This window comes from Flavobacterium tistrianum (genome assembly GCF_003254545.1).
Taxonomy (GTDB): Bacteria; Bacteroidota; Bacteroidia; order Flavobacteriales; family Flavobacteriaceae; genus Flavobacterium; species Flavobacterium tistrianum.
Window position 1 is genome coordinate 226,851 of sequence record NZ_QJRH01000071.1, and the last position, 23,019, is coordinate 249,869.

General features: G+C 34.3%; 19 protein-coding genes and 1 riboswitch. Of the genes, 18 read left to right on the forward strand and 1 reads right to left on the reverse strand.

Going from position 1 to position 23,019, the window contains the following annotated elements:
- Positions 1 to 333: 333 nt before the first annotated feature.
- The 11 genes from DMB71_RS16040 (at position 334) to DMB71_RS16085 (ending at position 14,002) form a co-directional block, all read left to right on the forward strand.
- Complete coding sequence (locus DMB71_RS16040; RefSeq protein ID WP_111367784.1) at positions 334 to 3,180, forward strand: TonB-dependent receptor plug domain-containing protein; 2,847 nt, start codon at positions 334 to 336, stop codon at positions 3,178 to 3,180.
- 333 nt (positions 3,181 to 3,513) lie between these two features.
- Positions 3,514 to 3,690 carry a hypothetical protein gene (locus tag DMB71_RS21995; protein ID WP_162614837.1) on the forward strand — a complete coding sequence of 59 codons (177 nt, stop codon included), beginning with the start codon at positions 3,514 to 3,516 and terminating at the stop codon, positions 3,688 to 3,690.
- A gap of 66 nt (positions 3,691 to 3,756) precedes the next feature.
- Positions 3,757 to 5,061: an O-acetylhomoserine aminocarboxypropyltransferase/cysteine synthase family protein gene (locus DMB71_RS16045; RefSeq protein ID WP_111367786.1), complete on the forward strand. Its 1,305-nt coding sequence runs from the start codon at positions 3,757 to 3,759 to the stop codon at positions 5,059 to 5,061.
- A gap of 153 nt (positions 5,062 to 5,214) precedes the next feature.
- A complete protein-coding gene (locus DMB71_RS16050; protein WP_111368061.1) occupies positions 5,215 to 6,303 on the forward strand; it encodes a homoserine dehydrogenase family protein in 1,089 nt (362 codons plus the stop codon).
- Between the two features lie 640 nt (positions 6,304 to 6,943).
- Positions 6,944 to 7,159, forward strand: a complete 216-nt coding sequence (locus DMB71_RS16055) for a hypothetical protein (RefSeq protein ID WP_111367788.1) — start codon at positions 6,944 to 6,946, stop codon at positions 7,157 to 7,159.
- A 191-nt stretch (positions 7,160 to 7,350) separates the two neighbouring features.
- Positions 7,351 to 7,458: riboswitch (SAM riboswitch) on the forward strand.
- Positions 7,459 to 7,534: 76 nt separating this feature from the next.
- Complete coding sequence (locus tag DMB71_RS16060) at positions 7,535 to 8,518, forward strand: alpha/beta fold hydrolase (RefSeq protein ID WP_239452990.1); 984 nt, start codon at positions 7,535 to 7,537, stop codon at positions 8,516 to 8,518.
- 1 nt (position 8,519) lies between these two features.
- Positions 8,520 to 10,934 carry a bifunctional aspartate kinase/homoserine dehydrogenase I gene (gene thrA, locus DMB71_RS16065; protein ID WP_111367793.1) on the forward strand — a complete coding sequence of 805 codons (2,415 nt, stop codon included), beginning with the start codon at positions 8,520 to 8,522 and terminating at the stop codon, positions 10,932 to 10,934.
- A gap of 129 nt (positions 10,935 to 11,063) precedes the next feature.
- Positions 11,064 to 11,489 carry an OsmC family protein gene (locus DMB71_RS16070; RefSeq protein ID WP_073413581.1) on the forward strand — a complete coding sequence of 142 codons (426 nt, stop codon included), beginning with the start codon at positions 11,064 to 11,066 and terminating at the stop codon, positions 11,487 to 11,489.
- Positions 11,490 to 11,611: 122 nt separating this feature from the next.
- Positions 11,612 to 12,784: a trans-sulfuration enzyme family protein gene (locus tag DMB71_RS16075; protein ID WP_111367795.1), complete on the forward strand. Its 1,173-nt coding sequence runs from the start codon at positions 11,612 to 11,614 to the stop codon at positions 12,782 to 12,784.
- 171 nt (positions 12,785 to 12,955) lie between these two features.
- On the forward strand, positions 12,956 to 13,456 hold the full coding sequence (locus DMB71_RS16080; protein ID WP_111367797.1) for an RDD family protein: 501 nt from the start codon (positions 12,956 to 12,958) through the stop codon (positions 13,454 to 13,456).
- A 135-nt stretch (positions 13,457 to 13,591) separates the two neighbouring features.
- A complete protein-coding gene (locus tag DMB71_RS16085) occupies positions 13,592 to 14,002 on the forward strand; it encodes an RrF2 family transcriptional regulator (protein WP_012023576.1) in 411 nt (136 codons plus the stop codon).
- Positions 14,003 to 14,077: 75 nt separating this feature from the next.
- On the opposite strand, the gene DMB71_RS16090 is transcribed toward DMB71_RS16085, so the two are convergent.
- On the reverse strand, positions 14,078 to 14,860 hold the full coding sequence (locus DMB71_RS16090; RefSeq protein ID WP_111367799.1) for a sulfite exporter TauE/SafE family protein: 783 nt from the start codon (positions 14,858 to 14,860) through the stop codon (positions 14,078 to 14,080).
- Between the two features lie 311 nt (positions 14,861 to 15,171).
- On the opposite strand from DMB71_RS16090, the gene DMB71_RS16095 reads away from it, so the two are divergent.
- From DMB71_RS16095 to DMB71_RS16125, 7 genes are all read left to right on the forward strand, one after another.
- Positions 15,172 to 16,074 carry a sulfite exporter TauE/SafE family protein gene (locus DMB71_RS16095; protein WP_204251798.1) on the forward strand — a complete coding sequence of 301 codons (903 nt, stop codon included), beginning with the start codon at positions 15,172 to 15,174 and terminating at the stop codon, positions 16,072 to 16,074.
- Between the two features lie 26 nt (positions 16,075 to 16,100).
- Positions 16,101 to 16,811 carry a phosphoadenylyl-sulfate reductase gene (locus DMB71_RS16100; RefSeq protein ID WP_111367801.1) on the forward strand — a complete coding sequence of 237 codons (711 nt, stop codon included), beginning with the start codon at positions 16,101 to 16,103 and terminating at the stop codon, positions 16,809 to 16,811.
- Positions 16,812 to 16,963: 152 nt separating this feature from the next.
- The gene (gene cysD / locus DMB71_RS16105; RefSeq protein ID WP_262489180.1) at positions 16,964 to 17,881 is read left to right on the forward strand and encodes a sulfate adenylyltransferase subunit CysD; all 918 of its coding nucleotides are present in this window, start codon (positions 16,964 to 16,966) and stop codon (positions 17,879 to 17,881) included.
- 118 nt (positions 17,882 to 17,999) lie between these two features.
- Positions 18,000 to 19,244: a sulfate adenylyltransferase subunit 1 gene (locus DMB71_RS16110; protein WP_111367803.1), complete on the forward strand. Its 1,245-nt coding sequence runs from the start codon at positions 18,000 to 18,002 to the stop codon at positions 19,242 to 19,244.
- An 81-nt stretch (positions 19,245 to 19,325) separates the two neighbouring features.
- Positions 19,326 to 21,416, forward strand: coding sequence for a HEPN domain-containing protein (locus DMB71_RS16115; RefSeq protein WP_111367805.1), 2,091 nt, complete (start codon positions 19,326 to 19,328; stop codon positions 21,414 to 21,416).
- The gene (gene cobA / locus DMB71_RS16120; protein ID WP_111367807.1) at positions 21,409 to 22,182 is read left to right on the forward strand and encodes a uroporphyrinogen-III C-methyltransferase; all 774 of its coding nucleotides are present in this window, start codon (positions 21,409 to 21,411) and stop codon (positions 22,180 to 22,182) included. The genes DMB71_RS16115 and cobA overlap by 8 nt, the downstream gene beginning before the upstream one ends.
- A gap of 209 nt (positions 22,183 to 22,391) precedes the next feature.
- Positions 22,392 to 22,973: a precorrin-2 dehydrogenase/sirohydrochlorin ferrochelatase family protein gene (locus DMB71_RS16125; RefSeq protein WP_111367809.1), complete on the forward strand. Its 582-nt coding sequence runs from the start codon at positions 22,392 to 22,394 to the stop codon at positions 22,971 to 22,973.
- Positions 22,974 to 23,019 lie beyond the last annotated feature (46 nt).

Genomic DNA, 23,019 nt, shown 5'->3' on the forward strand with positions numbered 1-23,019 from the left:
AAGTTCAACTTTTTTTATTTTTTATAGCAGAAATTTAACAGTAGCATACTATTTTGATAGGGTAATAGAAAATATTTTGTTTTTTGTTTGGTCGATTAAAAAATAGTTCGCAACTTTGCCCCGTTAAAACAAAAGAAACAAATGAAATTTACAGTTTGCAATATGATGTCTTGTAAGATGCCGGAGTTCTCCGCAGAGACGCTATTGTAATTATTTTTCAATAAAAATATAAATAGAACCTCTGCCGAACCGCAGAGGTTTTTTTTATGTCAAAATGAAACCTGTAAGATTTTTTTTAAGCCAAAAACAATAATTAATTCAGTAAAAAAAGAAATGAAGAAAAATGTACTAATCGTTTTAGGTCTTGTGACATTTTCAGGACTTTATGCTCAAGACAATAAAAAAGAGCAAGATAGTTTAAAAAACAACGAACTGTCTGAAGTTACTATTATTGGATCAAGAAGTAAAAACAGAGTTAAAACAGACGTGCCAGTTCCGGTAGATGTTTTTAACGTATCAGAAATAACAAAAGGAGCACCGCAAACTAGCGTAACTCAAATTTTAAATTATGTTGCTCCGTCATTTACGAGTAACCCAACATCTACAGCAGATGCAACAGACCACGTAGATCCTGCACAATTAAGAGGATTAGGACCAGATCAAGTTTTAATTTTAGTAAACGGAAAAAGAAGACATACCAGTGCTTTGGTAAACATAAACGGATCGCCAGGTAGAGGATCTGTCGGGACAGACTTAAATGCAATTCCGTCTTTTGCTATAGAAAGAATAGAAGTTTTAAGGGATGGAGCTGCTGCGCAATATGGTTCTGATGCGATTGCAGGAGTTATCAATATTGTTTTAAAGAAAAACGCTAATTATTTGACAGGAGGGATTCAATACGGAGCAAATCTATCTTCAGGATCAAATAATTTTGAAGGAGGAGCAGACGGACAAACAGCTCAAATCGATTTAAACTACGGAACTTCATTAGGCAAACCGGGAAGTTTCTTAAATATTACAGGAACTGCCGTAACTAGACAAGCAACAAGCAGAGCAGGAATTAGAAGCAATGCTATTTTTAATGCTTATAATGCTGTTGAAAATAGAGCGGCACAAGATGGTGTAGAAATCAACTCTTTGTTTAGCAACATTAATACGACTGCAAATTCAGCTCAGATTTTATCATCATTAAAGCAATATGCACCGCAAGTAAGCTATTTTACACCAGCTCAGCAAAACGCTATTGCATCGGCATCGACAATTGCGCAGATGCAGACGGCTTTAAATTTTGATGTTACTAATAATGAGCTAGCATACAGAAATCAGCAGAGAAGTGATTATAATATGAGTGTTGGACAGTCTGAGTTGGCTGCAGGACAATTGTATTTTAATGCTAAGTATCCTTTGAGCGAAACCACTTCTTTGTATTCTTTTGGAGGCGTTTCTTATCGAGGCGGTAAATCGTATGCCTTTAACAGATTGCCAAACGGTTCTGGAACTTTCACGCAAGTGTATCAAAACGGATTCTTGCCAGAAATTGAATCAAAAATTTTAGATGCTTCTGGAGCAGTTGGAATAAACACACAATTATTCGGATTTGATACTGATTTAAGCACCAACTTAGGTACAAATTCTTTTAATTATGATGTAAATAATACCATCAATGCAACTTTAGGCACAAATTCTCCTTTTAGTTTTGATGCCGGAAAAGTTTCATTTTTACAAAGCACAACAAATTTAGATTTTAGCAGAAAATATGATGTTCTTGCAGGATTGAACGTTGCTTTTGGAGGTGAATTCAGATATGAAAATTACCAGATTAAAGCAGGAGAAGAAGCTTCTTACGGATTATATGATGTAAACGGAAATTTAGTTTCAGGAATTTTACCAAGCAATTCGCCATTAATTGTAACTGACTTTTTTGGAAACAAACGTGGAGCAGGAGCACAAGGATTTTCAGGATTCCAGCCTTCAGATGCTAAAGAAAAAGACAGACAGAGTGGAGCGGCTTATGTTGATTTAGAATTGAATGCCACTGAAAAATGGCTTATAAATGGAGCGGCACGTTATGAAAACTATTCAGACTTTGGAAACACGGTTACATTTAAACTGGCTTCTCTTTTAAAATTGAATGATAATATCAATTGGAGAATTTCTGGACAAACTGGTTTTAGAGCGCCTTCTTTACAGCAAAGATATTTTGAGTCAAGTTCTACTCAGTTTATAAACGGTGCACCATATCAAGTTGGATATTTTACAAACGATTCGCAAGCGGCAAAAAGCATTGGGATTGAAAGTTTAAAGCCAGAAAAATCAAAAAGCATCAGTACAGGATTTACATTCAAAATTCCTGAAGCTAACATAACCATTGCAACTGATGCTTATTTTACGAGAATCAACGACAGAATTGTACTGTCTGGACAATATTCAAGACCAACAGATGCGCAGATCGCAGCAGCAACTTCACCAGAACAGGCTGAGGCATTGACGTTGTTTCAACAAGCATTTGACTTGAAAGGAGTAGAAAGAGCTTCGTTCTGGACAAACGGAATCGACTCTGAAACAAAAGGAATTGATTTGGTAATTTCTCAGAAATACGATGTAATTCAAGATTTCACAATTAGAAATGATTTTGCATTTAGTTTCAACGAAACCAAAAGAGTAGGAGATTTGCATATTCCACAATCTATCGTTAATGCTGGAGGAGAACCTTATATCTATTCTTTCTTTCCAGAATCAAGCCGAGTATATTTAGAAGAAGCGATTCCGAAATTGAAAGCCAATTTGATGACTACTTTCAATATTAAAAAACTAGATATTTATTTAAGAAACAGCTATTTCGGAAAAGTTACAGATCCAGGAGCAACAGATGTTAACCTAGACGGATTTTCTTCTGTGTACGAACATCCAGAATACAGCGCAAAATTGGTTACTGATTTATCTTTAGGATATCAGATCAACGAACATTTGAGAGCAACAATTGGAGTTAATAATATAGGAGATGTTTATCCAGACAGAAATAATCCTGCAACTCCAGCTTTTACAAATACAACTCCAACTTTGTCGCCAGCGCCAAGTACAGATTTGACAAATGCGAATCAGTTTGCGTATTCAAGAGCAGTTTCTCAATTCGGATTAAACGGAAGATTTGGTTTTGCCCGTTTAAGCTTTAAATTTTAATTCAAATAGTTTCTTTCAAGCCTTTTAAATAGAGGCTTGAAAGAGATTTCAAAAAAAAGAAAACACAAAAATTTAATTTTAATTTGGTGGTTTAAAAATATTTACTACTTTTACTCTATAGAAATAGTCGAATTTAAAAAATAAGATTAATTAATATAAAAATGAAAGCAATAGCAAGAAGAAATATGATGTGTTGTAAGATGATGCAAATGTGCATCCCACATTGCTGTTGCCAAAAGTGAAAGAGTAGAATCTTTGTTATAGTTAAACTATAGCCCTTTTGGTCGCCATCCGAAAGGGCTTTTTTATTTCCAACATTTTAAATTTTAAATCATGAATACATTAGATATAAATACAATCGCATTTCAATACCTATTAAGAAATAACAATTCAGAAGAATTATCGACTGAAACTCCAAAATATGATCCTGCACAGCAGAGAAAAACAGAGAAATCATTACTGTTTCATCTATATGATCTTGAAGAAGAAGCCGAAGATCTTTTAGCTTAAATCAATTTCAAAGTCAAATACCACTTTTATATATAGTATTAACAATATTTAAAAAACTAAGAAATCATGAGTACACAAAAATTTGCAACAAACGCATTACACGCAGGACACGACGTAACTAAAAACGCAGGAACTAGAGCCGTGCCTATTTACCAGACATCATCATATGTATTTAATAACGCAGATCATGCCGCCAATTTATTTGGTCTTGCCGAAGCTGGATTTATTTACACAAGATTGAATAATCCGACAAACGATATTTTGGAACAGCGACTGGCGGCACTTGAAGGCGGAATTGGAGCAGTAGTAACCGCTTCTGGAACATCGGCAATTTCCACAACTTTATTGACTTTGCTAAAAGCGGGAGATCATATTGTTGCATCAAATAGTTTATACGGAGGAACTTACAATCTATTAAAAGTTACCCTGCCAAGATTAGGAATCACAACCACATTTGTAGATCCTTCAAAGCCTGAAAACTTTACCAAAGCAGCAAAAGAAAATACAAGAGCTTTCTTTGTTGAGTCTCTTGGAAACCCAAAATTAGACGTACTAGACTTAAAAGCAATTTCGGCAGAAGCCAAAGCATTCAAAGTACCATTTATAGTAGACAATACAGTTGCGACACCTTATTTATTAAACCCAATTAAATATGGTGCCGATATTGTAATTCACTCCTTAACTAAATATATCGCAGGAAACGGAACTTCATTAGGAGGCGTTATCATTGATGCTGGAAACTTTGATTGGGCAAACGGAAAATTCCCAGAATTTACCGAGCCATCTGCAGGATACCACGGATTAGTATATCATGAAGCTTTAGGAAATGCAGCTTTTATTGCAAAAGCTCGAATTGAAGGTTTACGTGATTTTGGTGCTGCTTTGAGTCCATTTAATGCTTTTCAGATTATTCAGGGACTAGAAACGCTTCCAATTCGAATCAAGAAACATAGTGAAAATGCTTTGGCTTTAGCTGAATGGTTAGAAAAACAAGATGAGGTAGTCTGGGTAAATTATCCAGGTTTAAAATCAAATGAATATTATGATTTAGCTAAACAATATTTACCAGAAGGCCAAAGCGGAATTATCACTTTCGGATTAAAAGGAGGTTTTGATGCGGCCAAAAAAGTAGTAGACGACACAAAATTATTCTCTCTATTAGCCAATATTGGTGATACAAAATCACTGATTATCCATCCAGCAAGTACTACACACCAACAATTAACAGAAGCGGAACAAATAGAAACAGGAGTTTCTAAAGATTTGATTCGTTTATCTGTTGGAATTGAAGATATAGAAGATTTAATTGCAGATCTGCAAACTGTTTTTGAGAGCGTGTCGCTTTCTCAATTCAGTATCAATAAAAATTAGGTTTTTTTGTTTTTTGTTTGAAAAATTGCCTTTAGCGAGTGGTTTTGCTAAAGGTAATTTTTTATGAAAAACACCATTATAAAATTTAAACCATATGTAGAGACGCACAGCAGTAAGTCTTAACTATAGTTGAAAACTAAAATGTTAGAAATTATGTCAAAGCTTAAAATAAACATTATCCTTTTCGGAATTGGAAATATCGGAAGCACTTTGATTAATCAGATTATTGAAAGTCAGGATTTTTTTCTCGAAAGCAAAAATGTCGATTTTCATTTTCCAATTATAACCAATTCTACGGTTGCTTTTTTTGAGAAAGAAGGCGTAGGCTATTCTTGGGAAACCAATTTCAGACAATTGGCAGTTCCTTTTAAGGTAGAAGATATTGTCGAATTTGCACAAGAAAATGAATTTGAAAACTTAATTGCCGTAGATGCAACAGCTAGTGATGAATTGGTGAAACATTACAATACCTTAATTAAAAACGGATTTAATATTGTAGCTGTAAATAAAAAAGCCAATACACTTCCGATAGATCTATATAAAGAACTGAGAGCAAATCTTAAAAAGTACGACAAAGAGTTTTTGTATGAAACATCTGTTGAAACTGGAATTCCTGTTTTGCAGACCTTAAGAGATTTGTATTATTCGGGAGAAAAAATCACAAAGATTCGAGGGGTTTTCTCAGATAATCTGAGTTATGTTTTCAATCGATTTTCATCAGAAGACGTTTCGTTTTCGTCTGTTTTAAAAGATGCCAGTCTTTTAGGTTTAATGAAATCAAATTTTAAAGAAGATTTATCAGGGAATGATACCGCAAGAAAACTTTTGATATTGGCCAGAGAAATTGGAAAAGATTTTGAGCTTTCAGACATTAAAATCAAACCCTTTATAACGGAAGAGCATTTAGAAAAAAATGGAGTGCTCGACAAAGAGGCTGTAGATAAATCTTTTAAAATCGCCAAAATTACTCAGGCAGAAAATCATGTGCTCCGTTTTGTAGGAGAGTTTGATGTGGAAAAAAACACTTTAGAAGCCAAATTAATTTCAGAACCATTAGCTTCTCCAATAGGACAATTGAAAGGTTCCGACACTATTTTTGAGATTTATACCAAATCTTACGCCGATACTCCGATCGTAATTCAGAGCGCTCCGCCATGTAAACAGGCAATTTCAAGAGGAATTATAACCGATATCCTAAAAATTGTAGAGCGAATTAGGACTAAAGAAGCGGTTTGGCTGTAATTTTTTAGAAAAAAAAGAAAAAAGTTCTTTGATAAATTGATTTGTCAAATGGAGTTATGAAGAAAATTAAGCTTGTTTTGTAAGTTTTTTACTTGTGTTATTTCGTTTTCATTTTTGTAAGATGTTTTTTGACGCTAAAAAACACATTTTCAACGATTTTTGTAATTAAATTCTTGAATTTAATTTGTGTAATAAAAAAAATATTTGCATATTTGTTATACCCAAAAACTACTAGAAATCAAATGAACTTAAAAGTCAACAAAATGTTTTGTGCCATTTCGGTTAAGACCGAGGCTGGGGTGTCTATTGCTTAAAAAAATTGTAAGAATACAATAATAATATAGTAAGAGCCTCCTAAGAAATATCTAGGAGGCTTTTTAATTTAATACAAATGCAGAATTTAAATAAAATACAATATAAATCACAGATGAATAAATCCTTACAGATGAACAAGATGTTTACTGTCGCGCTTATTTGCGCATACGTCTGTTGATACTAAAAGTATACGTGAGTGTAAAAACTTAAACCCTTTTGGTATCATAAAAATCCAAAAGGGTTTTTTTATTCGATAAAACGAATTAACAAAAAGATAAACGAGAAATAAAGATTATAAAACACAACTTAACTAAAACTTAATATCATGAGCACATTGAACTACTTAGCAGAAAAAATTTCAAATTTGAAAAACAGAAGGACAAGAAAAAATAATCCGCCGCCAACAAACGAATTGGCTCATCCAAGATTCGGAATAACTGAGGCTGGAATCACAGAAGAAGCTAAAGGAGCTGAGAAAAAAGCACCGAACTCTTTATTGTTTTTGATGTATTCAAAAGAAAATGACACGCTTTTTATCTAAACAGAAAAAGCATCATAAACTAGGGTAAAACCTGCTTAATTTTACTGGGCATTTTTGTTCGGTAAATTTTTGCGTATAATAGTTTTTGCTAAAGTAAGTCTCAGAAATTTAACAAACACTTTTAGATAAAATTTGTTTGTTTAAGAAAATAGTAGTTAATTTGCACTCGTTAAGTTCAAACACGTATTGAAATGTTATAAAGAAAGGACGAGGGATTAGACCCGATGAAGCCTTAGCAACCCTTCGGTAAAACGAAGAAGGTGCTACATTCTACCACGCCAAACGTGGAAAGATAACAACAAGATTTTTTCTAGTTAAACCTAGTTTTTCTTTCTAATATTTCCATATACAAATCATAATACAACAGATTTGAAATTGGAAAATATACCAAACCCTATTATAATTCAAGAATTCATCACAGAAAGTGGTGCAGCTTTTCATTCTATCCCGTTACATTTTACATTGGCAGGTCAGTCCTTGCACAGTGCACCAATCGTTTTGGTTAATCATGCCTTAACAGGAAACTCTCAGGTTACGGGCGAAAACGGCTGGTGGAATGATTTAATTGGAGAAGGTAAAACCATAGACACTTCTGTTTATACCATTTTAGCTTTTGATGTTCCTGGAAACGGAAATAATTCTTTTTTAATCGAAAACTATCTTGACTTTACTGCGAGAGATATTGCTAGAATCTTTATCGAAGGTGTAAAAGCTTTACAGATTGAAAAACTTTTTGCAATTATCGGAGGTTCTGTTGGTGGCGGAATCGCTTGGGAAATCTTAGCTTTAGCGCCAAATATTACAGAAAACCTTATTCCGATTGCAAGCGATTGGAAATCGACAGATTGGCTTATTGCCAATTGCTTCCTGCAAGAGCAAATTCTAAACAATTCTTCAAAACCAATCGAAGACGCTAGAATTCATGCAATGCTTTGTTACCGTTCGCCAGAATCTTTCAAAGAAAAATTCCAAAGAACAATCAATCAAGATCTTTTGATTTTTAATATCGAAAGCTGGTTGGCGCATCACGGGAAAAAATTGCAGAAAAGATTTCAGTTGTCTTCTTATAAATTAATGAATCAGTTGCTTAAAACAATTGATATTACTAGAAATAGTGAAAGTTTTGAAAACTTATTGTCTCAAACAAAAGCTTCAATTCATATCATAGGAATCAATTCAGATTTGTTTTTCACAGCAAAAGAAAACGTAGAAACCTACGAAGAATTAAAGAAATTTAAAGACAATGTTATCTACAGCGAAATTGATTCGGTTCACGGACATGACGCTTTTTTAATCGAGTACAAACAATTAGATCATTTACTTGCCGACATTTTTAAGGCAGAAACAATAAAGAAATAAAATGAAAGTATTAAAATTTGGAGGTAAATCGTTAGCAAACGGAGAAGGACTTAACAAAGTTGTTTCAATCATTTCTGATAAAGTAAATCAAGGTGAAAAAATTGCCGTTGTAGTTTCTGCGCGCGGAAATGCGACAGACGAGCTTGAATTTATCTTAAGCATTGCTGCTAAAAATGGCAGTTATAAAGAATTATTAGAGAATTTTAAAAAATATCAAATATCAGATTATCCTCAAGTTGATTTGTCTGAAGAATTTAACGTCTTAGACAAACTTTTTGAAGGTGTAAGTTTAATTGGCGATTATAGCAAAAAAATCAAAGATCAGATTTTGTCAAAAGGTGAATTGCTTTCGGCTAAATTATTGACAGCAATTTTATTGGAAAAAGGAATTCCAGCCAATTTTGTAGACACAAGAGATTTGCTGAAAACCGATTCTAAATTTGGTGATGCACAGCCATTAGAACAGCTTTCAAAGAAAAACGTAGTCAATTATTTTAAAGAACATAACGGAGAAACGGTTAATATAGTTACAGGTTTCATTGGATCTAATAACAACAACGACACAACTACTTTAGGTAGAAATGGCAGTAACTATACCGCTTCGTTAATCGCAAATTATTTAAATGCAGAAGAACTTCAAAACTTCACGCACGTAGACGGAATCTATACTGCAAATCCAGATTTAGTTGCTGATGCTAAGAAGATAGAATATTTATCGTTTAATGAAGCGAACGAATTAGCCAATTTTGGAGCAACGATTCTTCATGCTAAGACGATTATTCCTTTGTTAGAGAAAAATATTCCGTTACGTATTTTAAATACGTTCAATCACGAAAACCGAGGAACATTAATCACTTCAGATTCTTCGAAAGAAGGAATTAAAACGCTTTCTGTTTTAGAAAATGTATCTCTTGTAAATCTTGAAGGGCGCGGATTACTTGGAAAAGCAGGAGTCGATGCCCGAATTTTTAAAGTAATGGGAGATCACAATATCAGTGTAAGTATCATTTCTCAAGGTTCATCTGAAAGAGGAATCGGTCTTGTGGTGGCAACAGAAAAAGCTACTCTTGCAATGGTTGAATTAGAAAAAGAGTTCGAAAATGACTTTTATTCTAAAGACGTAAATCAGATTACAGTTACAGATAACGTATCGGTAATTTCGATTATTGGTCAGGATTTGAGCACTTTCCACAAACCTTATACGGCTTTAATCAAAAATAAAATTGTTCCGATTTTGTTTAACAATACGGTTACGGGTAAAAACGTGAGTTTGGTTGTTAAAAAAGAGGAATTAAACAAAGCGCTAAACGTTATTCACGGAGAGATTTTTGGAGTTTCTAAAAAGATCAACATCGCAATTTTCGGTCACGGATTGGTTGGCGGAACTTTAATCAACCAGATTTTAGAATCGGCTTCAGCAATTGAAAAACGTAAAGATATTAAGCTGAATGTTTTCGCTATAGCGAATTCAAAAAAGCTACTTTTGAACAAATACGGAGTTACAGACAACTGGAAAAACGATATTCAGACAAAAGGAGAAGCTTATACAATAAAAGATATTATCGCTTATGCGAATGAACATCATTTAGAAAACTTAATTGCAATCGATAATACGGCAAGTGCGGCTTTCGTAGAAAACTATATTCCGCTTGTAGAAAGCAGTTTCGACTTGATTTCTTCAAATAAAGTGGCCAATACGTTAAGCTACGGTTTTTATAAAGAATTGAGAAAAGCGTTAGCAGAAAATCAAAAGAATTACTTATATGAAACCAATGTTGGTGCAGGATTACCTTTAATTGATACAATCAAATTATTGCACCTTTCAGGAGAAAATATTACTAAAATTAAAGGGGTTTTCTCTGGAACATTGAGCTATTTATTTAATAATTTCTCTGCAAAAGACGCTCCGTTCAGCGAAATCTTGCAGGAAGCGATTGATAACGGATATACAGAACCAGATCCGCGTGAGGATTTATGCGGAAATGACGTTGGTAGAAAATTATTAATTTTAGCTAGAGAATTAGACTTGCAAAACGAGTTTGAAGAAATATCAATTCAAAACCTAATTCCAGACCACTTACGTGAAGGAAGCGCTGCTGATTTCTTGACTAAATTGAAAGAATTCGATCCAATTTATGCTAAAATAAAAGCAGACCAACAGCCAAATCACGTTTTAAGGTACATTGGTGAATTGTCTGGAGATTTACAAAATGACAAAGGAAATCTAGAAGTTAAATTAGTTTCAGTGCCAAAAGATACTGCATTAGGCGGATTAAAAGGTTCTGATTCTTTCTTCGAAATTTACACAGAATCTTACGGAGATCGTCCAATTGTTATTCAGGGAGCCGGTGCAGGTTCTGCAGTAACAGCGAGAGGAGTTTTTGGAGATATTTTGAGATTGTCTGATAAAGGGTAAAAAGTCTAGTTTGTCATTGCGAGGAACGAAGCAATCACATTTGCTAAATCAAGCTTTGTGTAATTGTAGTGGGGTTGCTTCGTTCCTCGCAATGACAAGAATAAAAAAAAACAAAAAAATAACAACACAATGAAAGTAACACTTAACAGAGTAAATGACGCATTTCATTTTAAAGTAAAAAATGAACGCGGACACGTAGTTGACGTTGACAGCAGAGCCGAGTTTGGCGGAAGCGATTTGGGTGCTAGCCCAATGGAATTAGTGTTAATGGGAGTTGCAGGATGCAGCGCTATCGATATGATTTCAATTTTAAAGAAACAACGTCAGGAAATCACTTCTTTTAATGCTGAGGTAGAAGGAACGCGTGTTCAAATCGAAGAAGCAAAACCTTTTAAAGAAATTGATGTGGTTTTTTATTTAGAAGGAGAAATCAATCCTGATAAAGCAAAAAAAGCAGCGCAACTTTCATTTGAAAAATACTGTTCAGTTGCTAAAACGGTTGAGCCAACAGCAACAATTAGCTACAAAGTTGTCTTGAACAACGAAGCTTTGTAAATTAGATAATTAGTCAATTAAGGAAATTAGAAAATTTCTTTAGACAGTTTGAATTTTAAGTTTAGTAATAACTTGAAACATTAAACCTGAAACTTCAAACAAAAAAAACAAAAAACAACACAATGAATACAGAAGAATTTGGTTTTGAAACACAAGCCATTAGAACACAATTAGAAAGATCGCAATATTTAGAACATTCGGTACCTTTGTACCTTTCATCAAGCTTCGTTTTTGAAGATGCTGAAGACATGAGAGCTTCTTTTACAGAAGAAAAAGAAAGAAATATTTACAGCCGTTTCAGCAACCCAAATACAACCGAATTTGTGGAGAAAATTTGCAAAATGGAAGGCGCTGATTCTGGTTATGCTTTTGCAACAGGAATGGCAGCGGTATATTCTACTTTTGCGGCATTGTTAAACTCTGGAGATCATATTGTTTCTGCAAGCAGTGTTTTCGGTTCGACTCACGCTTTGTTTATGACTTATTTTCCAAAATGGAATATTGAAACTTCTTATTTCGAAATCAATAAACCAGAAACGATCGAAAGTTTCATTAAACCAAACACAAAAATATTATACGCCGAATCTCCAACAAATCCTGGAGTTGATGTAATTGACTTAGAATTGTTAGGAAATATTGCTAAAAAACATAACTTGATTTTAATTATTGACAACTGTTTTGCAACGCCATATTTACAGCAGCCAATTAAATTTGGAGCACATTTAGTAATTCACTCAGCGACAAAATTAATTGACGGACAAGGAAGAGTTTTAGGTGGAGTTACAGTTGGAGATGCAGAGTTAATCAGACAGATTTATTTATTTTCAAGAAATACAGGGCCAGCTTTATCACCGTTTAATGCGTGGGTTCTTTCAAAAAGTTTAGAAACATTGGCTGTTCGTGTAGACAGACACTGCGAAAATGCTTTAAAAGTGGCTGAATTTTTAGAAAGCCATCCAAACGTAAACAGTGTAAAATATCCGTTCTTGAAATCACATCCACAATACGAAATCGCTAAAAAGCAAATGAAAGCGGGTGGAAATATCATCGCATTTGAAATTAAAGGCGGAATTGAAGCTGGAAGAAAATTCTTGAATTCAATTCAACTTTGTTCATTATCAGCAAATATTGGAGATACAAGAACAATTGTTACGCATCCAGCGTCTACAACGCACAGCAAATTATCTGAAGAAGATCAACTAGCAGTTGGAATCACACAAGGTTTGGTTCGTGTTTCTGTTGGTTTAGAAACTGTAGAAGACGTAATCGCAGATTTAAAGCAAGCGCTTTTTTAATTTAAGATTTTAAACTTCAGATTTTTAGATTTCTGAATTATATTTTGACGATTTTTAACTGTAAATTTATTACTGTTAAAAATCGTCATTCTTTTTTATGGTTGTTGATGTAAAAAGTATATTTTTGTTGTAATCAACAAACTATATTTAGTAAAAATAACCTATTAACATATGAGCAACACTACTTACATTCTAGATGATAAATTGCTAGCTTCCAGCGGAGCACGTTTTTTAAATTACCTTATAGATCTGTTCTTTTCGATTGTTGTCTTTGTAATGGTTACCGTTTTTCTGGGAGTTTTAATTGGTTTAGGATTTATAGAGCTTGGAGTTTGGATGGATAATCTGGGAGATTTTGGATGGAATGTTATTGCTATTGTTATTTCGTTTGCTTATTATTTGGTTATGGAAGGATTGTTTGCAAGATCGATTGCAAAATTTATCACAGGAACTGTTGTGGTAGATGAAAATGGACAAAAACCAGATTTTGCCACTATTTTTAGAAGAAGCTTGTGTCGTTTTATTCCGTTTGATGCATTTACTTTTTTGGGAGGATCGCGAGGTTGGCATGATTCTATCTCTCATACTTATGTAGTTAACAAAAAAGCTTTGGAAGAAGAAATGAGAATGTTTCATGAATTCAATTTAATTGGGACTAACGAAGTAATTTGATAGAATTAGTAGAATTTAACTATCTAACTATTATTTTTCTCATTTAAAAAGTCTATTTTTGTTGCAGAATAATATGGAGTTTGTTCATTTTTAGGAAATCTAAAATCTGCATTCTACAATTTAAAATATAAAATAGTGCTTTCAAAGAAAACAAAATACGGAATTAAAGCTTTAACTTATTTAGCGAGACGTGAGAATAATGAGCCTGTACAAATTGCAGAAATTGCAAAAAGCGAGCACATTTCAATTAAATTTTTAGAGAGTATTTTGTTATTGCTAAGAAATTCAGGTTTTCTGGGAGCAAAAAAAGGCAAAGGCGGAGGCTATTACCTGATAAAAGATCCCAAAGATATCAGTATGGCTAAAGTATACCGCATTCTGGAAGGACCAATTGCGTTATTGCCTTGTGCAAGCCATAATTTCTACGAAAAATGCGATGACTGCGATGATGAATCAACCTGTGCTGCAAGACGTTTAATGACAGAGGTTAGAGATAATACACTTAAAATATTAGAAAGTAATTCTTTGGCAGATATTGCTTTTTAGAAATGCTTTAAACCAAATAAAAAGACCAATTCATTATTTTTGAATTGGTCTTTTTGTTTATATATGTTTTGAATGCTAAAATATCAATTTATATCCAGCCATAAAAAGCATTACTGCAATAGCATTTCTAAGAAATTGATCGGGCACTTTTCCGCTTAGCATACTTCCCATATAGATTCCTGGAAGAGATCCCATTAGTAATTGACCTAATAATCCTAAATCTAAATTTCCCATTGAAGCATGTCCGATTCCAGCAACTAAAGTTAAAGGAACAGCATGCGCAATCTCGGTTCCAACTAAACGAGGAGTCGGTAATAATGGATAAAGAAAAAATAAAGTGACAGTTCCGAGTGCTCCAGCTCCAATAGATGTTAAGGTTACTGTTGCTCCCAATAAAACGCCAATTCCAATAGTCAGCATATTTTGAGTCGTGCTTTCGCTATGAAACTTATCTCCAGCATGCTTTTGAGAAAAAGCCAAAAGTTTCTTTTTAAATATAATTGCTACAGAAGTAAACAATAAGGCCCATCCTAAACTGTATTTAATAACGCGATTTATAGTTTCAATATCGGTTTTAATACTATTTAAAATCCATAAAGTCAATAAGGCGGCGGGAACACTTCCTAAAGTAAGCCAGCCTGTAATTTTCCAGTTGATGTTTCCCTTCTTATTATGTACAAATACTCCTCCAGCTTTGGTAAAAGCGGCGTAAAGTAAATCGGTTCCTACTGCGGTTGTTGGAGAAATGCCAAAATATAATAAAATAGGAGTCATTAAAGAACCACCGCCAACACCTGTTAACCCAACAATAAAGCCTACTGTTAAACCCGCAATTACAAGACCAATCTGAAAATCCATAAAAAAAATTTGGCGCTAAAATAATAACATTTTTACAATTATCCTATAGATTTGGTAGAGATTAAATGTGTATTTTTACAAATCACAAAATTAGGGTGCGCTGTTTAGATTTTAAGAGGCAGTGCATAATTTGTTAAATTAATTTACTAATCGTTCTTTAAATATCTTCTATATTGGTTTAGAGTAGAATAGCTCTTGTAAAAAAGTAAATATATTGTTTTGATATTTCAAAATATGTAGTACATTTGCAAAGTAATCTACTAAGCCGATAGGGTAATGGATTTTTAAGAGCAAAAACAAATTCTTAAAACATGGAAAATGAACTTAAGTTAAACAACACAGCGGTAAAGTCTAATGCTTTATCAAAGGAAAATTTATGGGTTGTGATACCTGTACTTTTGTTGTTAGGTTTAGTGGCTACACTAATTTATAATCATCACGCAGAATTTACGTGGGATGGATTTGTGAATGGTTTTAATGCGGAGTTTTTAGTGTTTTTGGCCATTGGAGTTTTTGCTCAATTGGTTGATGGTACTTTAGGAATGGGTTACGGAGCAACTTCAACGTCATTTTTATTGGCTTACGGAGTGCCGCCAGTTGTGAGTAGTACAGCAGTTCACGTTTCAGAAATGTTTACAACGGGAGCATCGGCACTTTCGCATCATCGTTTCGGAAACATTAATAAAAAACTGGTAAAGCATTTATTGATTCCCGGAGTTTTAGGCTCGATTACAGGAGCTTATTTATTGTCTGATGTAATTGATGGCGACGTTATTAAGCCTTTTATTGCAGTTTATATGATGATTTTAGCAATTGTTATTATCAGAAAGGCATTAAAAAAGAGTATAGTAAAAAAGAAAACTAAAAAATTGGGCGCTTTAGCTGTTTTTGGCGGATTTATGGATTCTGTTGGAGGCGGAGGTTGGGGGCCAATCGTAACTTCTACTTTATTAGGAAGAGGAAGAAATCCAAGATATACAATTGGGTCAGTAAACGCAGCTGAATTTGCGATTTCATTTGCAAGCGGTATCACCTTTATGCTTTTCGGAGGAATCCACGGCTGGCAGGTGATCATCGGATTGATTTTAGGAGGAGTCGTTTCAGCGCCTTTGGCAGCTTATTTAGTAAATAAAATCAAAAGAAAACCAATGATGGTTGCAGTTGGGATTCTAATTATAATATTGAGTTTAAAAACATTATCTAAATTATTGTAAAGATAATTTTAGAAAGGAAAAGATTTATGAGTGCGATTATTGTACAAGAATTATTAGAGAAAACTAAAAATCTTTCGCTTGACGAAACCTTAGTTTTTTTAGCAAAAGAATTTCCGGGAAAAGTCATTTTTTCGACTTCTTTCGGTCAGGAAGATCAGGTAATTACCGATTTTATTGCAAAAAGTAACACAGATATTAAGGTGTTTACTTTAGATACAGGAAGATTATTTCAGGAAACGTATGATGTTTTTCATAAAACATTAAAAAAATACAAAAGAGCGATTGAAGTTTATTTTCCAGAAGCAGCATCAGTTGAAAATTTGCTTCAGACAAAAGGGCCAAATAGCTTCTACGATTCAGTTGAAAACAGAAAAGAATGTTGTTTTATTCGAAAAGTGCTTCCGTTGAGAAAAGCTTTGGTAGGAAATTCAGTTTGGATTACAGGATTAAGAGCCGAACAATCAGAAAACAGACAAGATTTAAGTTTGTTTGAATACGACGGAAATTTCGAAATCATCAAATTCAATCCGTTACTAAAATGGACTTTAGAAGAAGTTGAAACGTATTTGTCAGAAAACAATGTTCCTCAAAATGCTTTACATAAACAAGGTTTCGTAAGTATTGGATGTGCGCCTTGTACGAGAGCAATTTTCCCAGGAGAAGACATCAGAGCAGGAAGATGGTGGTGGGAATCAAGCCATAAAGAGTGTGGTTTACATAGCGCTAAAAAAGAGTAGACTTTTTAGAAGAAAGAAGCAAGAGGCAAGACTTTTTGCTAGAGCATAGAATAAAGATTATAGAATAAAGATTATAGAATAAAGAGTGGAGATTTTAGATTAGGTGAAAAACTTGAAACTTTAAACCTGAAACAAAAAAATCCACAAACAAAATATCAAACAAAAAAACAATGAGTTCAGTATTAAAAACAAACGCTTTAGAGAGTGAAGCGATATACATTTTCAGAGAAGTAATTTCACAGTTTGACAAACCGGTTTTACTTTTCTCAGGAGGAAAAGATTCTATTACGTTAGTGCGTTTGGCGCAAAAAGCATTTTTCCCTGCTAAGATTCCGTTTCCTCTTTTGCACGTTGATACGGGACACAATTTTCCTGAGACAATCGCTTTCAGAGATAAATTGGTAGAAGAGTTAGGTTTAGAGTTGATCGTTCGTAATGTTCAGGATGCTATTGATGAAGGAAAAGTAGTTGAAGAAACTGGAAAATATTCTAGTAGAAACAGTTTGCAAACAACCACACTTTTAGATGCGATTGAAGAATTTAAGTTTGATGCTTGTATTGGGGGTGCGCGTCGTGATGAAGAGAAAGCAAGAGCAAAAGAACGTATTTTCTCTGTTCGTGATGATTTCGGACAATGGGACGAAAAAAATCAAAGACCTGAATTGTTTGATATTTTAAATGGAAAAATTGAAAATGGACAAAACGTTCGTGTTTTCCCAATTTCAAACTGGACAGAATTAGATGTTTGGAGTTATATCGAGAAAGAAAAAATCGAGATTCCGTCAATCTATTTCTCGCATAAAAGAAAAGTTTTTTTGAGAGACGGTTTAATCTGGTCGCATTCTCCTTTTGTGTACCAAGAAGAAGACGAACAAATCGAAGAAAGAATTGTTCGCTTCAGAACCGTTGGAGATATGAGTTGTACTGCAGCTGTTGAATCTTACGCAGCAACAATCGAAGAAGTAGTTGGTGAAATCAGATCATCAACCATTTCTGAAAGAGGAGCCAGAATCGATGATAAACGTTCTGAAGCTGCAATGGAAAAGAGAAAACAGCAAGGATACTTTTAATTCAGTTAAAAATCGAGAATTAAAAATTAAAAGTTAGAATCAAGAAAACAAAAACATACAGATTTAAGTTTCGAGATAACATGAAACCTGAAACTTTAAACCTGAAACAATATATAAGATGGACGTTTTAAAAATAGCAACAGCAGGAAGTGTAGATGACGGAAAAAGTACTTTGATCGGGAGATTATTGTACGATACAAAATCGTTGACAACTGATAAAATAGAAGCAATCGAAAAAAGCAGTAAACAAAAAGGATACGATTACCTTGATTTTTCTTTGGCAACTGACGGATTGGTAGCAGAAAGAGAGCAAGGAATCACGATTGATGTTGCGCACATTTATTTTTCGACTGCAAAGAAAAGTTACATTATTGCCGATACTCCAGGGCACGTAGAATACACTAGAAACATGGTTACAGGAGCTTCGACTTCTCAGGTTTCTATCATTTTGATCGATGCCAGAAAAGGCGTTATTGAGCAAACTTACCGTCACTTTTTCATCAACAATTTATTGAGAGTGAAAGAAGTAATTGTTGCTATCAACAAAATGGATTTAGTAGATTACTCTGAAGAAGTTTTCAATAAAATCAAAGCTGATTTTGAGGCTTTAAATGCAAAAAGTACTTTCAAAGAGCAAAACGTAAGTTACATTCCGTTAAGTGCAATCAACGGCGGAAACGTTGTGGACAAATCGGAGAATATGCCTTGGTATGAAGGGCAAACTGTTCTAGAGCATTTAGAAGGATTACATTCTCATGATGTGTACGAAGCAGGAAAAGCACGTTTTCCAGTTCAGACGGTTATTCGTCCAAAAACAGAAGAATACCACGATTTTAGAGGATACGCTGGAAAATTGTACGGAAACTCAATTAAAGTTGGAGATGCTGTAACAGTTCTTCCATCGTTAACAGAATCAAAAGTATCTAAAATTCACTTTTTCGATAAGCAATTTGATGAAGCTACAGCAGGTTCTTCAATTACAATCGAATTAGAAAATGATATCAATGTAACGAGAGGTGATATGATTGTAAAATCAGATGAGCTCCCAAAAATTGAAAAAGATATTACGACAACAGTTTGCTGGATGGACAGTAAAAAATTGGTTGCGGGAACTAAATATTTGGTACAGCACAATACCAACAGAGTTTTAGCAAAAGTAGAAAGCATTAAAAATACAATTGCAACAGATTACTCTGGAACGACAGAAGCTTCACAATTAGCCATAAACGAAATTGGAGAAGTAACGATCAAATTAAGCAAGCCGTTATATTTTGATTCATACAACGAAAACAAATCAAACGGAGCTTTCATCTTAATTGATACAGCAACAAACACAACAGCAGGAGTAGGATTCATTCGCTAGTTGATAGTTGATGGTTTTTGGTTGATCGTTATCTGCCAGCAAACCAACAACCAACGACTAACAACCAACAACTAAAGAGAAATGGAAAGTTTTAGAACAGAAATAGAAAATCCGGTAGTTCAGAAGGAGATTATCGAATTAGAAAAAAAGATTCACTTATTCCGCGGAGGAAAAATTGATGATGAGCGTTTTCGTAGTCTTCGTTTAGCGCGCGGAATCTACGGTCAGCGTCAGGAAGGCGTTCAAATGATTCGTATCAAATTGCCTTATGGAAAAGTTACCAGCGAGCAATTGGTGCGTATTACACAAGTTTCAGACAAATATTCTACAGGACGTTTGCACATTACAACACGTCAGGATATCCAGATTCACTATGTAAGCTTGGATAGAACGCCTGAGCTTTGGTCAGAATTGGCAAAAGACGATATTACGTTGCGTGAAGCTTGTGGAAACACCGTTAGAAATATTACAGCGAGCGAATTAGCAGGTGTAGATGTAAACGAGCCATTTGATGTTTCGCCTTATGCACATGGTTTGTTCCAATACTTGTTGAGAAACCCAATTTGTCAGGAAATGGGACGTAAATTCAAAATTTCGTTCTCTTCTTCAGATGAAGACACTGCTTTGAGTTATCTACACGATTTAGGATTTATTCCGAAAATAAAAGACGGACAAAAAGGTTTCAAAATCATGTTTGGAGGAGGTTTAGGATCTCAGCCAGCGCATGCAGAATTACTTTCAGAATTCGTTCCCGTAAACGAAATCATTCCAACAGCAGAAGGAATCATTCGTATTTTCGACAGATACGGAGAGCGTGCAAAAAGAATGAAAGCGCGTATGAAATTCTTAATCAAAGAAATGGGGAAAGATGCTTTCCTTGATTTGGTTGAAAAAGAGAAAAAAGCAATCGCTTTTGAAACATACGAAATTGATACAACTGCTTTCGACGGACCAATTACAGAACCGTTATTAGAAGTTCCACAAGTTACAATCGAAGACACAGAAGCGTATGAAGCGTGGAAAAAATCGAATGTAATCAAACAGAAACAAGACGGTTATTATGCAATCGGAATCAAAGTTTTATTAGGAGATTTTTATACCGATAAAGCAAGATTATTAGCCGATTTAATTAAAAATTACGGAGCAAATGAATTACGTTTTTCATTGCGTCAAAATATTGTAATACGAAACATAAAAGAAGAGAATCTTCCTTTCTTTTATCAAGAATTAGCCAAACTTGACTTTGTTCAATTAGGATATAATTCGGTTGGAGATATTACGGCATGTCCGGGTACTGATACTTGCAACTTGGGGATTGCAAGTAGTACCGGTATTGCAGAAGAATTAGAAAGAGTTTTAAGTACAGAATATCCACAGTATTTAAACAACCGCGAAATCGAAATTAAGATTTCAGGCTGTATGAATGCCTGCGGACAACATAACATGTCTGCAATTGGATTCCAAGGAATGTCTATCAACTCAGGAAAACTAGTAGCTCCGGCTTTACAAGTTTTATTGGGTGGAGGAAGATTAGGAAACGGAGCAGGACGTTTTGCTGATAAAGTAATTAAAGTGCCAAGCCGTAGAGGTCCTGATGCATTGCGTACCATCTTAAATGATTTTGATGCTAACGGAAGCGGACAAAAATTCCTTGATTATTATGACTCAAAAGGAGAAAAGTATTTCTACGAAATCTTAAAACCGTATGCAGATGTAACCAATTTAACAGAAGCCGATTTTGTGGATTGGGGTAACGCAGACAATTACGTAAAAGCAGTTGGAGTTGGAGAATGTGCTGGAGTTGTGATCGATTTAGTTGCAACATTATTGTTTGAAGCTAAAGAGAAACTCATTTTGGCTCAGGAATCTTTCGATGAGAAAAAATGGTCAGATGCGATTTATCATGCTTACGCAGGATTTGTAAACGGTGCAAAAGCATTGTTATTGGCAGAAAACCAAAAAACAAATCACCACGCAGGAATCGTTGATTTGTTTGATACTGTTTTTATCGACACTAATAAAATTGAATTAAACTCAACTTTTAAAGATTTGGTTTACCAGATTAATAAAAATGAACCATCTGAAGCTTTCGCTAAAGATTACATTGCACAAGCAACTGTTTTCTTTGATAAAATCGAAACTTTCAGAGCACAGGAATTAGCAAATGCATAATATAAAACCCAAAATAACTTTAGTAGGTGCAGGTCCGGGCGATCCCGATTTACTTACGCTGAAAGCTGTAAAAGCATTGGCTGAAGCTAATGTGGTTTTGTACGACGCTTTGGCCAACGAAGAAATTCTGGATTACGCACCTAAAAATGCGATTAGAATTTTTGTTGGAAAACGAATCGGAAATCATGCCTATACGCAGGATCAAATCAATCAATTGATTGTTGATAATGCTTTGACTTACGGAAATGTAGTTCGACTAAAAGGCGGAGATCCATTTATTTTCGGAAGAGGCGGAGAAGAAGTTGATTTTGCAGAAAGCTTCGGAATTGAAACAATCGTAGTTCCGGGAATTTCATCAGTAGTGGCAGTTCCGGCAAGTCAGGGAATTTCGATCACAAAAAGAGGAGTTTCAGAAAGCTTTTGGGCAATTACGGGAACAACTTCAGATAGAAAATTATCTTCAGATGTAGCTTTAGCAGCACAATCATCTGCAACAGTCGTGATTTTGATGGGAATGCACAAATTGCCTCAAATAATCGATTTGTTTCAAAAAGAAGATAGAGGAAATTTGCCTGTTGCAATCATTCAAAACGGAACAACGGCAGAAGAAAAAGTTGGAATTGGAACAGTAGATTCGATTTTAGAAGTTGTAAAACAAAAACAATTAGGTTCACCAGCCATTATTGTTTTAGGCGAAGTTGTCCGCGAAAGCAACAAATTAAAAGGTTTTTACGAAGAATTTCTATCAAAAGAAGAAATTCGATAGAATTATGTTCCGTTAGGAACATCTCATCGGTAGAAAATAAACGGTTTCAATAAATGTTCCGTTAGGAACAATTGATCGGTAGAAAAAAAATGTTTTCACAGTAATAATGTTCCGTTAGGAACATCTGATTGCCACCGATTTTGTAGCGTCAGGTTTTAACCCGAAGTTTGCATTATTAATTGTTCCGTTAGGAACAACATATTGGTAACATGGAACAAAACGAATTATATCCAATATTTCTAAAGCTTCACAATTTAAATGTCTTGATTGTAGGCGGAGGAAATGTCGGTCTGGAAAAGCTTTCATTCTTGCTAAAATCAAGTCCGAATGCAAATGTTGAGGTAGTGGCAAAAGAATTTCATTTAGAAATAAAAATTCTGGCCGAAAAGCATCCTTCGATAACATTGACAAGATCGAAGTTCAAAAAGAAAATGCTCAAAAAACGTCACATGGTAATTGCCTGTACAGACGATTTGAAAGTAAATAAAAAGGTTTACGATTTAGCGAGAAAGCGTTATCTGATTTGCAATATCGCCGATACACCAGATTTATGCGATTATTATCTGGGTGGAATCGTAACAAAAGGAAATGTCAAAATTGCCATTTCGACAAACGGAAAATCACCGACCACAGCAAAGAGATTGCGTGAGTTTTTCGAAGAAGTAATTCCGGAAGATATCAATCAAATGGTTGAAAACCTGAATGAATATCGAAAAACCTTAAAAGGCAATTTTGAAGAAAAAGTTAAACGAATGAATGAGATTACCTCTTCATTAAAAAATAGAGAGTAAAAAAGTTTCGGAAAGAAATTAATGATAAAAATCATTGAAAGTACAA